At 65.4% G+C, this 12,998-nt stretch carries 14 protein-coding genes; 6 read left to right on the top strand and 8 right to left on the bottom strand.

The genetic code is table 11. The features are described from left to right. Positions 1–22: 22 nt before the first annotated feature. Entirely contained in the window at positions 23–1,366 is a 1,344-nt protein-coding gene (locus QTI66_RS26345) for an HlyD family type I secretion periplasmic adaptor subunit (protein ID WP_286563084.1), read from the top strand. Here QTI66_RS26345 and QTI66_RS26350 read toward each other — a convergent pair. Both QTI66_RS26350 and QTI66_RS26355 read right to left on the bottom strand, forming a co-directional pair. Continuing rightward, complete coding sequence (locus tag QTI66_RS26350) at positions 1,329–2,759, bottom strand: ATP-binding protein (RefSeq protein ID WP_286563086.1); 1,431 nt, start codon at positions 2,757–2,759, stop codon at positions 1,329–1,331. The genes QTI66_RS26345 and QTI66_RS26350 overlap by 38 nt on opposite strands. Continuing rightward, the gene (locus tag QTI66_RS26355) at positions 2,756–3,430 is read right to left on the bottom strand and encodes a response regulator transcription factor (RefSeq protein WP_286563087.1); all 675 of its coding nucleotides are present in this window, start codon (positions 3,428–3,430) and stop codon (positions 2,756–2,758) included. Before QTI66_RS26355 ends, QTI66_RS26350 begins: the two co-directional genes overlap by 4 nt. A 277-nt stretch (positions 3,431–3,707) precedes the next feature. Here QTI66_RS26355 and QTI66_RS26360 point away from each other — a divergent pair, with 277 nt between their 5' ends. Further along, positions 3,708–3,878: a hypothetical protein gene (locus QTI66_RS26360; RefSeq protein ID WP_286563089.1), complete on the top strand. Its 171-nt coding sequence runs from the start codon at positions 3,708–3,710 to the stop codon at positions 3,876–3,878. Here the strand turns inward: QTI66_RS26360 and rsmI are convergent. Beyond that, positions 3,875–4,807 (bottom strand): 16S rRNA (cytidine(1402)-2'-O)-methyltransferase, encoded by a 933-nt coding sequence (gene rsmI, locus QTI66_RS26365; RefSeq protein WP_286563090.1) that lies wholly within the window; start codon positions 4,805–4,807, stop codon positions 3,875–3,877. The two genes, QTI66_RS26360 and rsmI, sit on opposite strands and share 4 nt — an antisense overlap. Here rsmI and QTI66_RS26370 point away from each other — a divergent pair. From QTI66_RS26370 to QTI66_RS26380, 3 genes are all read left to right on the top strand, one after another. Beyond that, positions 4,807–5,226 carry a YraN family protein gene (locus QTI66_RS26370; protein WP_286563092.1) on the top strand — a complete coding sequence of 140 codons (420 nt, stop codon included), beginning with the start codon at positions 4,807–4,809 and terminating at the stop codon, positions 5,224–5,226. The two genes, rsmI and QTI66_RS26370, sit on opposite strands and share 1 nt — an antisense overlap. Positions 5,227–5,263: 37 nt before the next feature. Then, positions 5,264–5,857, top strand: a complete 594-nt coding sequence (locus tag QTI66_RS26375; protein ID WP_286563093.1) for an SIS domain-containing protein — start codon at positions 5,264–5,266, stop codon at positions 5,855–5,857. A gap of 246 nt (positions 5,858–6,103) precedes the next feature. Continuing rightward, the gene (locus QTI66_RS26380) at positions 6,104–6,865 is read left to right on the top strand and encodes a BON domain-containing protein (RefSeq protein ID WP_286563094.1); all 762 of its coding nucleotides are present in this window, start codon (positions 6,104–6,106) and stop codon (positions 6,863–6,865) included. A gap of 10 nt (positions 6,866–6,875) precedes the next feature. On the opposite strand, the gene QTI66_RS26385 is transcribed toward QTI66_RS26380, so the two are convergent. From QTI66_RS26385 to QTI66_RS26395, 3 genes are all read right to left on the bottom strand, one after another. Continuing rightward, on the bottom strand, positions 6,876–7,805 hold the full coding sequence (locus tag QTI66_RS26385) for an NAD(P)-dependent oxidoreductase (protein WP_286563095.1): 930 nt from the start codon (positions 7,803–7,805) through the stop codon (positions 6,876–6,878). Between the two features lie 69 nt (positions 7,806–7,874). Continuing rightward, complete coding sequence (locus tag QTI66_RS26390; protein ID WP_286563096.1) at positions 7,875–9,011, bottom strand: PilT/PilU family type 4a pilus ATPase; 1,137 nt, start codon at positions 9,009–9,011, stop codon at positions 7,875–7,877. A gap of 10 nt (positions 9,012–9,021) precedes the next feature. Beyond that, positions 9,022–10,065, bottom strand: a complete 1,044-nt coding sequence (locus tag QTI66_RS26395) for a type IV pilus twitching motility protein PilT (protein WP_286563097.1) — start codon at positions 10,063–10,065, stop codon at positions 9,022–9,024. Positions 10,066–10,137: 72 nt separating this feature from the next. Between QTI66_RS26395 and QTI66_RS26400 the strand changes: the two genes are divergently transcribed. Next, on the top strand, positions 10,138–10,824 hold the full coding sequence (locus tag QTI66_RS26400) for a YggS family pyridoxal phosphate-dependent enzyme (RefSeq protein ID WP_286563213.1): 687 nt from the start codon (positions 10,138–10,140) through the stop codon (positions 10,822–10,824). A gap of 12 nt (positions 10,825–10,836) precedes the next feature. Here the strand turns inward: QTI66_RS26400 and QTI66_RS26405 are convergent, their stop codons facing one another. Next, positions 10,837–12,321: a caspase family protein gene (locus tag QTI66_RS26405; RefSeq protein WP_286563098.1), complete on the bottom strand. Its 1,485-nt coding sequence runs from the start codon at positions 12,319–12,321 to the stop codon at positions 10,837–10,839. 172 nt (positions 12,322–12,493) lie between these two features. Beyond that, positions 12,494–12,973: an Lrp/AsnC ligand binding domain-containing protein gene (locus tag QTI66_RS26410; protein WP_286563099.1), complete on the bottom strand. Its 480-nt coding sequence runs from the start codon at positions 12,971–12,973 to the stop codon at positions 12,494–12,496. Positions 12,974–12,998: the final 25 nt, after the last annotated feature.

Raw genomic sequence — 12,998 nt, forward strand, 5'->3', positions numbered from 1 at the left:
AGCGACAAGGAATCAAGACCGTATGACACACGCACAAGCAATCTCCCCCGGCGGCATTCCGAGGCCACGAAAGAGCAGCGAAGCGCAGATCAAGCGCATCACGCGCCTGGGCCTGTGGACGGTGATGGGCATTGTCATTCCACTGGGCGCATGGATCGGGCTCGCGCCGCTGGCGATGGCCGTGGTGGCCCCGGCGCATGTGAAGGTCGATCTGAACCGGCGGCCCGTGCAACACCTGGAAGGCGGCATCGTGCGCCAGGTGCTCGTGCGCGACGGCCAACTGGTGAAGGAAGGCGATCCGCTCATCGCCTTCGGCGACGTGGGCGTCGACGCCGACCGCAACCGGCTCAGCTATCGACTGGCGGTGGAGCGCACGACGATGGAGCGGCTCGACGCCGAGCAGCGTCGCCTGCCCTGGCTGGAGTTTTCGGAGGCGCTGCAGAACGAAGCCAAGCGAGATCCGCGCGTTCGCGATGCCATGTCCAAGGAAGCTTCGCTGTTCTCCGCGCGGCTGCATTCGCTCAACAGCGAACTGGCGTTGATGAAACAGTTGCGAAGCCGCGTGCAGCAGGAAATCGGCGCGCTGGAAGCGCAGGGATCCAAGGCGCAGGAATCGCTGGGCCTGCAGCGGCGCGAACTGGAAACCAACCGCGACCTGGTGCAGGAGGGCTTCGTCTCCACCGCGCGCATCAACCAGATCGAAGCCTCCGTGGCCGACTACACCGCGCGGCTGGAAGAGCGCCGCTCCGAGCTGGCACGCGGCCACGGACGGCTGATCGATGCGGACATCAAGACCAACGCGATCGTCAATGAATACGTTCGCACCGCCAGCGACCAGCTCAAGGCGACGGTCGCGCGGGTGAACGAGATCGAGCAGGAACTGCGCAAGTCCGACGACTCCGCCACGAGGCAGGTGGTGCTGGCGCCGGCGAGCGGCGAGGTCATCGACCTGAAGTTCACCTCGGCCGGCGCGGTCGTGCGGCCCGGCGAGACCATCGCGGAGATCGTGCCGAGCAACACCGCGCTGATGATCGAAGCGCAGATCCGCCCCGAGGAAGTCAACAACGTGCTGGTGGGGCAGGGCGCCCGCATCAAGTTCACGGCCTGGAAGTACCGCAACGCCACCATGGTGACGGGCAAGGTGACCTATGTATCGGGCGACCGCTTCACCGACAAGCAGACGCAGATGCCTTACTACAGCGTCTCCATCCTGGCCGACCCCGCCTCGGTGAGTGCGGTGGGCGACCTGAAGATGCAAGCGGGCATGCCGGCCGAGGTCTACATCGATGGCGGATTCCAGACCGCGCTTCAGTACCTGCTGGACCCGGTCACTTCGACATTGCGCAGGGCAGCGCGCCAGATGTGATCCGGCCCGCCGCCTGCGGGCCTGCCCGCGGAAAGCGTACTTCGGCGCGCAGGCCGCCCAGGGGTGATTCGAGCAAGTGCACCACCGCGTGATGGGCCTGCGCCACCGCCTGCACGATCGCGAGCCCGAGCCCGACGCCATGGCCATCGACACGGCCCAGGCGATTGAAGCGCTGGAAAGCCTCGGCATGCCGGCTCGCAGGAATGCCGGGACCGGAGTCGTCAACGGTGAGCACGACGGTGGGGCCATTCAGTGCACTGCCAACCTCGATACGGCCCCCGGCCGGCGTGTAGCGGATCGCGTTGACCAGCAGGTTGTGCATCAGCATGTGCAAGCCGAGTTCGCCGGCCATCATCTCGTCCACCTCGAATCGTGCCTTGAGCGAGAGTTCGCGTTCGGAGGCAGCGGCGCCGAGTTCGGACATCACGCTGTGGAAGACCTTCTCCAGGCTCACGGCAGCCAGCATATGGCCCCCCGCCGCGGCAAGGCTGTCGATGCGGGCGAGATCGAGCAGGCGGTCCAGAAGATGGCTGGCATGGTCGATGCCCGACATCAGGCCGCGCAGGGAAGCCTGCAACTCGTGGGGCGATCCGGTCATGCCGGCGGCCAGTTGCGCCTGGGCGCGCAGGCCGGCCAGCGGGGTACGCATCTCGTGCGCGGCAATCGCCGTGAAACTGCGCTCCACGGACAGCGCCTGCCTGAAGCGGCCGAACATCGTGTTGATCGACTCGACCATGGGCTTGAGCTCGGCCGGCGGGTTGGTGGCGTTCAGCTCCGTGAGGTCGAGCGCATGGCGTTCCCGAAGCTGTGCGGCGTAGCCGTCGACCGAACGAAGGGCGCGGTTGAGAAACCACCAGGTGCTCACGAAGATCAGCAGCAGCGGAATCGCCAGGAAGGCAAGGAAGTAGCCGGTGGTGATGCCGACCGCGGCCTCGCGGTCCACCATGCGCTCCGCGATCTGGATGATGATGCCGTTGGCATTGGAGGCTTCGACATAGGTTCGAACGAGTTCGCCATTCACCATCGCCTCGCCGAAGCCACGCTCGGACAGCGGGCGCAGCGGTGCATCCGTGGGCGCCTGGTGCGTTTGATCCAGCAGCCGTCCGTCGAGCGACCACAGCTGATAGTGATAGCGCGTGCCGAGCGCGCCCTCGGTCTCGTGCACCGCGTCGTCCAGGCCCTTGGCGAAGCCTTCTTCCTCGATCTCGTGCTCTGCGAAGGCGAGCACCGTGTGCGCCAGCGTGACGAGGCGGGCGTCCAGCACGTTCTTGTCGGCAATGCGGTCCGCCCGGTACATGGCGACGCCGCCCGCCAGAAGGGTCGCCGTGCAGACGAAGAGCGCGATGGCCACCACGCGGTGGCGCAGGGACCAGGAGGCGATGAGCCGCTTCATTCCCGGTTCTCGGGGCCGAGCTGGTAGCCGACACCGCGCACCGTCTGGATCAGGTCCGGCGAGAACTTGCGCCGCAAATAGTGAATGTGGACTTCCACCGCATTGCTCTCGACTTCGACGTCGAAGTTGTAGAGCGCCTCTTCCAGTTGCGAGCGCGACAGCACCTGGTTCTTGCGGCGCACCAGGATTTCCAGCAGCCAGAACTCCTTGTTGGTGAGCGGCACCACGTCGCCATGCCAGGTCGCGGTGCGGTGGGAGGGATAGAGCTTCAACGGGCCATGCTCGGGTTCGCCGGAACCGGGCGCCTTGCCCGCGACCCGGCGCAGCACGGCACGCACGCGAGAGGCGACTTCGTCCAGGTCCAGCGGCTTGACCATGTAGTCGTCGGCGCCCATGTCGAGCAGGCGCACCCGGTCCGCGATGCTGCCGCGCGCGGTGATCACGATCACGGAGACGGGGATGTTGCGTGTGCGGATGCTCTTGAGCAGCGATTCCCCGGTGACGTCGGGCAGTCCCAGGTCCAGGAGCACGCAGTCATAGTTGCACGACGCAAGCGAAGCGAGCACGTCCTTGCCCGATCGGCTCCAGTCCACGGCATAGCCAGCCCTCACCAGGCCCTTGTGAATGGCGGTTCCCAGCAGGTCGTTGTCTTCGACCAAGAGCAAGCGCATGTGGCACGCAGGTGAATCAATCGTTACTAATTGTGGTCATACGAATTAGTTACATGCAATAGGAAAAACCAGGTTTCATAAGGCATAGCCACCACTTGGAGGGAGCTTGTGTGGCGCTTGCCCGGTAGCAAATGGATGCGCTTGAGTGCTCACTTCGCTTTCCCTTGTGCTTGCGCTGACGCTGGTAAGCGTGCTCCCACAGTCGTTCGCGGTGCTCGCCGCGCGACGAAGCTTTCCGTGCAGTCCAGACTGGCTCGACCACTGAACGGAGAAGAACATGTCTTTCGCGCTCTACATGATCGGTTTCATCCTCTTCCTGGCCGGCTTGGCTTGGGGGGCTTCCGTCGCCGGCGTGCCTTCGCTTTACATCGGCATCGGCGCGCTCATCGTGCTGGGCATCGGGATCTTCAGTGCGGTGAGCCGCACGCGGAGCAAGGATCCGTCTTAGTCGGTTTCTTTTTTCAGGCGCAGTGCGGCTTCGTAGAGCGCATTACGCGGCGCGCCGGTGATGTCGGCGGCAAGGCGCACGGCGGTCTTCACGGGTAGTTCGGCCAGCAACAGGCGCAGCACGCGCTCGCCATCATCAGCAGAAGACGCATCGCTCCCGGCGGGATGCAGCACCAGCGCGAACTCGCCGCGCGTGCGTTGCGAATTGGCCGCGAGCCAACCCGCGAGTTCATCCGCTTGCACCGTGTCGATCTCCTCGAACTGCTTCGTCAGCTCGCGGCCGATCGTGATGCGCCGCGTGCCCAGCACGGCAACGGCGCGGGCCAGTGCTTCGATGCGGTGCGGCGCTTCCAGCAGCACGACGGCGCGTGATTCGGCCGCGAGGCGTTGAACGGCCGCGTCACGCTCCGCAGCCTTGGTCGGCAGGAAGCCGGCGAACACGAAGCGGCCGGCGCCCTCATCTCCGCCAATCAGACCCGCCGCGCTCATGAGCGTGGTGACGCTGCTGGCGCCAGGCAACGGCAGCACGCGATGCCCCGCCGCGCGAACGGCAGCCGCTAGGCGCGCGCCCGGGTCGCTCACGCCCGGCGTTCCGGCGTCGCTCACGTAGGCAATGCGCTGCCCTTGGGCAAGCCGCGCGGCGACCGTTTGCGCTGCTTCCGCTTCGTTGTGCTGGTGCACGGCCAGCAACTGCGCGCCCGGCCGTTCGATGCCGTACATGCGCAACATGCCTTGCGTGTGGCGCGTGTCTTCGCAGGCCACGCAATCGACGATTTCCAGCACGTGCAGCGCGCGCAGCGTGATGTCGGCCAGGTTGCCGATGGGGGTTGCCACGATGTAAAGCGCGCCCTGCGGATAATGCTGCGAGCCAGCGGCATCGCGTGCGGCCTGCAGCGCGGTGCGAAAAGAAGCGGAGGCTGGCGAATTCAATGAGCAATCTCCAGAACAAGAGAACATCAGGGAGCGGGCAGGCGCGACCGACTTCGGCCACGCTCACCACCAAGCAACGCGGCGATGCCGGGGAAGAGGCTGCGCTTGAACGCCTTCAGGCGAACGGCCTGGCGCTGGTTGCCCGCAATTATCGAACCCCGGGGCGCGGCGGCGGCGAAATCGACCTGATCATGCGCGAGCGCGACGGCACACTCGTTTTTGTGGAAGTGCGGCAGCGTGCCAGCGGGTCGCACGGCGGGCCGGGTGGCAGCATCACCGGCCTCAAGCAGCATCGCGTCATATTTGCGGCACGCCACTATTTGAGCCGCCTGCGTACCTGGCCGCCGTGCCGCTTCGATGTGGTGCTGGTGGAAGACGGCGCCATCGAGTGGCTGAAGGCCGCGTTCGACGCCGGCTGACAACCTGTCCAGTCTTTGATCGCTATCATCCCGCCCCATGCTCGAGCAACGCATACAGCAGCACTTCATCGACAGTGCGGACCTCAAATACCAGACCGGCCCGCTGCTCAGCAAGCCGGTGTCGCAAGCCGTTCAGGCGCTCCTGGCCTGCGTGACGAGCGGCGGCAAGATCCTCGCATGTGGCGCGGGTGTCTCTGGCCTGGTGGCTGCGCAGTTCGCGGCGCACTTCATCGGCCGCTTCGAGCGCGACCGGCCTGAGCTGGCCGCCATCGCCCTTGAGCCTGATGCCGCCGACCCCCTGGCCGACACGCCCGATGCCGCCGACCCCGACCGTTTCGCGCGGCAGGTGCGCGCCCTGGGCCAGGCAGGCGACGTGCTGCTGGCCGTCAGCGCCACGGGGCAGTCGGCCAGCGTGCTCGCCGCCACCGAAGCGGCGCACGCACGCGAGATGACCGTCGTGGCCCTGCTGGGCGGCAACGGCGGCGCCGTGGGCCGCGCCCTTCGCGAGACCGATGTGCAGGTCTGCGTGCCGCACGAGCGCGCCGCGCGTGTGCATGAAGTGCACCTGCTCACGCTGCACTGCCTGTGCGACGGCGTGGACGCGCAACTGCTCGGCGAGCAGGAAGGCTAGAGGCGGCTTTGTCTGACGCGTGCAGGGCCTTCACGTAAATCATTCGGACCACCGCTTCGCATCAAGCACGGGCGAACAATTCCAGGAACACCGCGGAACCGGCTTTGCCGGGCCGCTGGTGTTGCCCCCGGCAGGGGGTTGGAGGAGCGACACGAAGTGCGCGGAGCCTGGGGGCGAGCCAAATTCCGCTCAGCTAAACTTCTTGCGCCTCACCCTATCGAACGTATCCCTCAAGGAAGGACTTTCATGAAGACCACTCCCGCCATCCCTCGTTTCGCGATCATGCTCACGGCCGGCGCCGCGCTCGTGATGAGCCTCGGTGGATGCGTGCCGTTGGTGGTCGGTGGCGCGGCGGCGGGTGCGGGCATGGTGGCCACGGACAGGCGCACCTCCGGCGCACAGCTGGACGACCAGACCATCGAGCTGCGTGCGGCCGCGCGCATTCGCGACATCGCGAATGACAACATGAACATCACCGCCATCAGCTTCAACCGTCAGGTGCTGCTGGTGGGCACCGTGGGCACGGAAGCCGATCGCCTGCGCGCGGAAGAAGTGGTTCGCCGCGTGGAGAACGTGCGCAACGTGTTCAACGAGGTGACCGTCGGCCCCGGCAGCACCATTGCCGACCGCTCCAACGACACCTACATCACCACCAAGGTCAAGGCCTCGCTGGTCGATCAGAACGACCTCTTCGGCAACCTGTTCAAGGTGGTGACCGAGCGCAGCGTGGTGTACCTCATGGGCCTGGCCACGCGCGCCGAAACCGATCGCGCCACGGACATCGTGCGCGGCGTGTCGGGCGTGCAAAAGGTGGTGCGGCTCGTCGAGATCATTTCGGACGCGGAGGCGAACGCCGTTCGCACCGGGGGCGCCGGCAGCCCGGCCCCGTCGTCGTCTGGCTCCAGCGTTCCGCTGCCGCCGATGGCGCCGCTGCCACCAGCTGGAACAACGGCCGTGCCGGCCACGCCGCCTGCGAGCGGCGGCGCGGTCACTACGCCTGTTCGCTGAAAATAGCTGATCAGTTCTTCAGGCGGGTGATGAGGCTGGACGTGTCCCAGCGATTGCCGCCCGCCTGCTGCACGTCGGCGTAGAACTGGTCCACCAGCGCAGTCACCGGCAGCCGCGCGCCGTTGCGGCGGGCTTCGTCCAGCACCAGGCCCAGGTCCTTGCGCATCCAGTCCACGGCAAAGCCGTAGTCGAACTTGCCTTCGATCATGGTCTTGCCGCGGTTGTCCATCTGCCAGCTCTGCGCGGCGCCCTTGCCGATGACGCCGAGGACGGTGTTCATGTCCAGGCCCGCACGCTGGCCAAAGGCAATCGCTTCGGACAAGCCCTGGATCAGGCCCGCGATGGCGATCTGGTTGACCATCTTCGCGAGCTGGCCGGCGCCGCTCGGCCCGAGCAGCGTGACGGCGCGGGCGAAGACATCGACGACCGGCTTCACCGCATCGAAGGCTTGCGCGTCGCCGCCGCACATTACCGTGAGCGCGCCGTTCTGTGCGCCGGCCTGGCCGCCAGAGACGGGGCCGTCGATGAACTGCAGTCCACGTTCCGACGCGGCCCTGGAAAGCTCGCGCGCCACGTCGGCCGACGCGGTCGTGTGATCGACGAACACAGCGCCGGCCGACATGCCGGCAAAGGCGCCGTCGTCGCCCAGGGTGACGGAGCGCAGGTCGTCGTCATTGCCGACGCAGCAAAAGACGATGTCAGCGCCCGCTGCGGCTTCGCGTGGCGTGGTGGCATGCCGGAGCGTGCCGGGTGCCTTGCCAGAGGTGAGCTGGGACACCCATTCCAGCGCCTTGGCGGTCGTGCGGTTGTAGACCGTGACGTGGTGGCCAGCGAGCGCCAGATGCCCGGCCATCGGATAGCCCATCACGCCGAGCCCGAGAAAGGCAAGCTTGCGTGAGGGCGTGGCGTCGTAGGTCTTGGGGGAGATGAGAGAGGTCATCTCCCGAGCTTATCAACGCAAGCACTTCGAAACGCTGACAGGCGCGCAGCCTGCCGCCCGAACGCCTGGCTAGACGATCGCGAAGTGCTCCGTGCCTGCGGACAGGTCGGAAGTGCGCGCACGCTGGCTGTTCAGCTTGATCTGCAGCCGCAGGTCGTTGGTCGAATCCGCATTGCGCAGTGCGTCTTCGAAGGAAATCGCGTAGTTCTCGAACAAGTCGTAGAGCGCCTGGTCGAAGGTCTGCATGCCCAGGTTGCGGCTCTTCTTCATGATCTCCTTGATCTCGCCGACTTCGCCCTTGAAGATCATGTCGGAGATCAGCGGCGTGTTCAGCAGGATCTCGACCGCCGCGATGCGGCCTCGGCCGTCTTCGGTCGGAATGAGCCGTTGCGACACCAGCGAGCGCAGGTTGAGCGACAGGTCCATCAACAGTTGCGCGCGGCGCTCTTCGGGGAAGAAGTTGATGATCCGGTCCAGCGCCTGGTTGGCACTGTTGGCGTGCAGCGTGGCCATGCACAGGTGGCCTGTTTCGGCAAAGGCGACGGCGTGCTCCATGGTCTCGCGGTCGCGGATTTCGCCCATCAGGATCACGTCCGGCGCCTGCCGCAGGGTGTTCTTCAACGCGGCTTCCCAGCTGTCGGTGTCAATGCCCACTTCGCGCTGCGTGATCACGCAGTTCTTGTGCGGGTGCACGAACTCGACCGGGTCTTCCACCGTCACGATGTGGCCGTAGGAATTCTCGTTGCGCCAGTCGATCATCGCGGCGAGCGTGGTCGACTTGCCCGAACCCGTGGCGCCCACAAGGATGACCAGGCCGCGCTTGGTCATCGACACGTCCTTGAGCACTTGCGGCATGCCCAGCCCGTCGATGCTCGGCAGCTTGGCCGGAATCGTGCGCAGCACCATGCCGACCTTGCCCTGCTGCACGAACGCGTTCACCCGGAAGCGCCCGATGCCCGTGGGAGAGATGGCGAAGTTGCATTCCTTGGTGCGCTCGAATTCCGCGGTCTGCCGGTCGTTCATGACCGAGCGCGTGAGGGCGAGCGTGTGCTGCGAGCCCAGCGGCTGCTGCGACACCTTGGTGATCTTGCCGTCGACCTTGATGGCCGGCGGAAAGTCAGCCGTGATGAAAAGGTCGCTGCCGTTGCGGCTGACCATCAACTTGAGCAGATCGTTGATGAACTGACTGGCCTGATCGCGTTCCATGAATGCGTCCTTATCCTGGGAAATTCTCGGGGATCTTGGCTTTGGAGCGGGCTTCGGCAGCAGAAATGACACTGCGTCGAACAAGGTCCGTCAGGTTCTGGTCCAGCGTCTGCATGCCCTGGCCGCTGCCCGTCTGGATCGACGAATACATCTGCGCCACCTTGGCCTCGCGGATCAGGTTGCGGATGGCGGGTGTGCCCAGCATGATCTCGTGCGCCGCCACGCGGCCCTGACCGTCCTTGGTCTTGCACAGCGTCTGCGAAATCACCGCCTGCAACGACTCCGACAGCATCGCGCGGATCATTTCTTTTTCTTCGCCGGGGAAGACGTCGATGATCCGGTCGATGGTCTTGGCCGCGCTCGAGGTGTGCAGCGTGCCGAACACCAAGTGGCCCGTTTCAGCAGCCGTCATCGCCAGGCGGATGGTTTCCAGGTCGCGCATTTCGCCGACGAGGATCGCGTCCGGGTCTTCACGCAGGGCGGAGCGCAGCGCGTTGGCAAAGCTCAGCGTCATCGGGCCGACTTCGCGCTGGTTGATCAGGCACTTCTTGGATTCGTGCACGAACTCGATCGGGTCTTCCACCGTGAGGATGTGGCCGTACTCGGTTTCGTTCAGGTAGTTGATCATCGCGGCGAGCGTGGTCGACTTGCCTGAACCAGTCGGGCCGGTCACCAGCACGAGGCCACGAGGCTTCAACGCCAGTTCGCCGAAAATCTTCGGCGCGTTCAGCGCTTCGAGCGACAGGATCTTGGAGGGAATCGTCCGGAACACCGCAGCCGCGCCGCGCGACTGGTTGAAGGCGTTCACCCGGAAGCGCGCCAGGCCGTCGATCTCGAAAGAGAAGTCGACTTCCAGGAACTCTTCGTAGTGCTTGCGGTGCGTGTCGCTCATGATGTCGTACACCATGGCATGCACCGCCTTGTGGTCCAGCGCGTCGACGTTGATGCGCCGCACGTCGCCGTGCACACGGATCATCGGCGGCAAGCCGGCCGACAAGTGCAAGTCAGACGCCTTGTTCTTGACGCTGAATGCGAGCAGTTGGGTAATGTCCACGAGGCTCCTCGACCGGTAACGGTTGCCGTCACCGCGCGTGCCGGTGACGTTTTGATACGATTTTTGAAGATTATGACGACGATCGCCGACAACCTCCAGCAAGTTCGCGCCCGTATCGTGAAGGCATGCACAGCTTGCGGGCGCGATCCTGCAAGTGTGCGCCTGCTGGCGGTAAGCAAAACGTTTGCCGCGCAAGCGTTGCGCGAAGCCCACGACGCCGGCCAGGACGCCTTTGGCGAGAACTACGTGCAGGAAGGCGTCAGCAAGATTGAAGCGCTGACTGACTTGCGTGGCAAGCTGGAATGGCACTGCATCGGGCCGCTTCAGAGCAACAAGACACGGGTGGTGGCGGAGAACTTCGATTGGGTGCACAGCGTTGACCGGTTCAAGATCGCCGAGCGGCTGAGCGCGCAGCGGCCGCAGGGGCTGAAGCCTTTGCAGTTGTGCCTGCAGGTCAACGTGGATGGCGGGGCGAACAAGTCGGGCGTGACGCCGCAAGAGGCGCTGGCGCTGGCGCGGGAAGTGTCTTCTTTGCCCAACGTGCAACTGCGCGGGCTGATGGCGATTCCGGAGCCGGCGGAGGGTTTCGATGCGCAGCGCGAACTGTTCCTGCGGGGGGCTGCGGTGTTCGGGGAGATTCGTGCGGCCGGCATCGTGCTTGACGTGCTTTCGCTGGGGATGAGTGCGGACCTTGAGGCGGCCATTGCGGCGGGCAGCACGATGGTGCGCGTGGGCACGGCGATCTTTGGCGCACGTTGAAAGGGCAAGCGCTCACTCGATCTTCACGATCTCGGTTTGTGGCTGCTCCTGCGGCGAGGTGCTCACGGCCCGCACCAGTTTCTCGCCATCGCGGACGATGTACCAGCAACCATCGTCGGGCTTTCGTGCATTGGCGGCAATGATGAGCGAGGGATTGATCTTCGTGCAGAGCCGCCCGTCGTCCATCAGGTTCCACCGGCCCGCGCCATTGATGCCTTGGGCGCTTGGACGATGGCTGCTGTAGTAGAGCAGTCCGCTGCTGCGCAGGTCCAGGCGGATGACGTCCGTCGCGTCCTTGTCCTTGAGTGTGTGCACCTTGCCTATCAGGAGCTTTTGCACTTCGTCGTGGTCGAGCAACCTGCGCGATGGTGGCTGCTGCGGCGACGCGAGGTTCGGGGAGGGCGTTTGCAGGGCCAGCTGCGTTGCGGGTGCTGGTGCGGATGGCGACGGTGGCGGTGACGCGACGGTCGGGGGCGGTGCGGGAGCCGGTGTCGTAGCGGCAGGCACGGCGGGTGGCGTCGGCGCCGGCGCCGCCACAGGAGCGCTCTGTTCCCGACGTGCGAGGGCCAACGCCGTTTCGATGTCCTTCGGCTCCTTCGCGCGGCTGGTTGCCCCGCCTGCGTTGGGAGCTGGCAAAGGCGCTGCAGACGGCGCGGCCGTTGGCTTTGTCGATGTCAGAGGCTCTGGCTCCGATCGCGGCGGCGCGGGCCCCGCCGGAGGTCGCGCACCCTGTTCCGGCCGCCCCGCAGCCAGTTGCGTCGAGGGCCGCGCGCCGGAGGGATTGAAGCTGAAGTCCGACGTCAGCGAGGTGTTCACCCACGGCAACTGCCGTCCCGCCGTGTCGCGCAGCACCTTCACTCGCACGTTCTTGAACATCTGCTCGACCTCGATGCCGGGCGTCATCATCTCCTCGGCCAGGCTCTTGGTGTAGATGCTGTTGCCGCCATCCGGCCCGTCTTCCGCCGCCGCGCCCGGCGCCGAGGCAAACGCGATCAGCGTCCCGCGCGCGCCCATCTCCGCCAGTCCGCCGGCCGAGCGGATGTTGCGTGTCTTGCTCGCAAACGGGTTGTTGCGGCAGGCGTCCAGGATCACGATGCGGGGATAGGAGCCGACCTTGTCGATGCGGCTCAGGAAGAGCTCGTCGATGTCCACCGACTCGTCCTTGACCTCTTCCTGATCGCGCAGGTTGATGTCGACCGGCAGCAAATAGTTGCGCCCGTCGATCTGCAAGCCGTGGCCCGCGTAGTACAGCACCGCGATCGCATCGTCCTGCTGCACCCGCCTGGCGAATTCGCGCAGCGCACGGCGGAACTGGAGCACCGGCATGTTCAGTTGCTCGTTGACCTCGAAGCCCAGCCTGCGCAGGTTGGCGGCGATCACCCGCGCATCGTTCTCCGGGTTGCTGAGTGGCGCCTTCGGGTATTGGGAGTTGCCGATGACGAGGGCGATGCGCTTTTCGGCCGGACGGGCTTGAGCATTTGCAATGTCGGCGGGCATGAAGGGCGCAAGCAGGAGCAGCCACAGTGCCAATCCCCACGACAAGCATCGGCCGACAGCTCCGCTGTCAACCCAATCGCAACGAGCGTGTGACGCAAACATGCGGACCAATATCCCCCAGTGCCGCTTCGATTGCAAATCTCAATTTGCAAGCGCGCACGCCCGCCCAGTGCTACAGCCCCAACGGTAACCTCGCGCTGCTCTTCACCTCCTCCATCACCGCATAAGTCCGCGTCTCGCGCACGCCCGGCAATTGCCACAGCACGGTCCCCGCGAACTCCCGGTAGGCCGCCATGTCGGCCATCCGCGTCTTGAGCAGGTAGTCGAAGCCGCCGGCGACCATGTGGCATTCCATGATCTCGTCGCGCACCTGCACCGCGGCCTTGAACTGGTCGAACACGTTGGGCGTCGTTCGGTCGAGCAGCACTTCCACAAAAACGGTGAATCCGCGCCCCAGCTTGTGCGGATCGAGGCGCGCCTCGTAGCCCTGGATGAAGCCGTCGCGAGTCAGGCGTTGCACTCGCGCCAGCACGGCTGTGGGCGAGAGCGCGACGGTCTCGGCGAGCTTGAGATTTGACATGCGGCCATCTTCCTGAAGAATCTTCAGGATTCGCAGATCTATTCGGTCAAGTTGAGGGATGTTCGATTCCATCGCCGATCAATTATCTATTCGCAGC

It is taken from the genome of Variovorax brevis, assembly GCF_030317105.1.
Classification (GTDB): Bacteria; Pseudomonadota; Gammaproteobacteria; order Burkholderiales; family Burkholderiaceae_C; genus Variovorax; species Variovorax brevis.

Bases quoted from the DNA above. Each gene is read 5' to 3' on its own strand.
- QTI66_RS26345 (WP_286563084.1), top strand. From the start codon at position 23: ATGACACACGCACAAGCAATCTCCCCCGGCGGCATTCCGAGGCCACGA.
- QTI66_RS26350 (WP_286563086.1), bottom strand. From the start codon at position 2,759: ATGAAGCGGCTCATCGCCTCCTGGTCCCTGCGCCACCGCGTGGTGGCC.
- QTI66_RS26355 (WP_286563087.1), bottom strand. From the start codon at position 3,430: ATGCGCTTGCTCTTGGTCGAAGACAACGACCTGCTGGGAACCGCCATT.
- QTI66_RS26360 (WP_286563089.1), top strand. From the start codon at position 3,708: ATGTCTTTCGCGCTCTACATGATCGGTTTCATCCTCTTCCTGGCCGGC.
- QTI66_RS26370 (WP_286563092.1), top strand. From the start codon at position 4,807: ATGAGCAATCTCCAGAACAAGAGAACATCAGGGAGCGGGCAGGCGCGA.
- QTI66_RS26375 (WP_286563093.1), top strand. From the start codon at position 5,264: ATGCTCGAGCAACGCATACAGCAGCACTTCATCGACAGTGCGGACCTC.
- QTI66_RS26380 (WP_286563094.1), top strand. From the start codon at position 6,104: ATGAAGACCACTCCCGCCATCCCTCGTTTCGCGATCATGCTCACGGCC.
- QTI66_RS26385 (WP_286563095.1), bottom strand. From the start codon at position 7,805: ATGACCTCTCTCATCTCCCCCAAGACCTACGACGCCACGCCCTCACGC.
- QTI66_RS26390 (WP_286563096.1), bottom strand. From the start codon at position 9,011: ATGGAACGCGATCAGGCCAGTCAGTTCATCAACGATCTGCTCAAGTTG.
- QTI66_RS26400 (WP_286563213.1), top strand. From the start codon at position 10,138: ATGACGACGATCGCCGACAACCTCCAGCAAGTTCGCGCCCGTATCGTG.
- QTI66_RS26405 (WP_286563098.1), bottom strand. From the start codon at position 12,321: ATGCCCGCCGACATTGCAAATGCTCAAGCCCGTCCGGCCGAAAAGCGC.
- QTI66_RS26410 (WP_286563099.1), bottom strand. From the start codon at position 12,973: ATGGAATCGAACATCCCTCAACTTGACCGAATAGATCTGCGAATCCTG.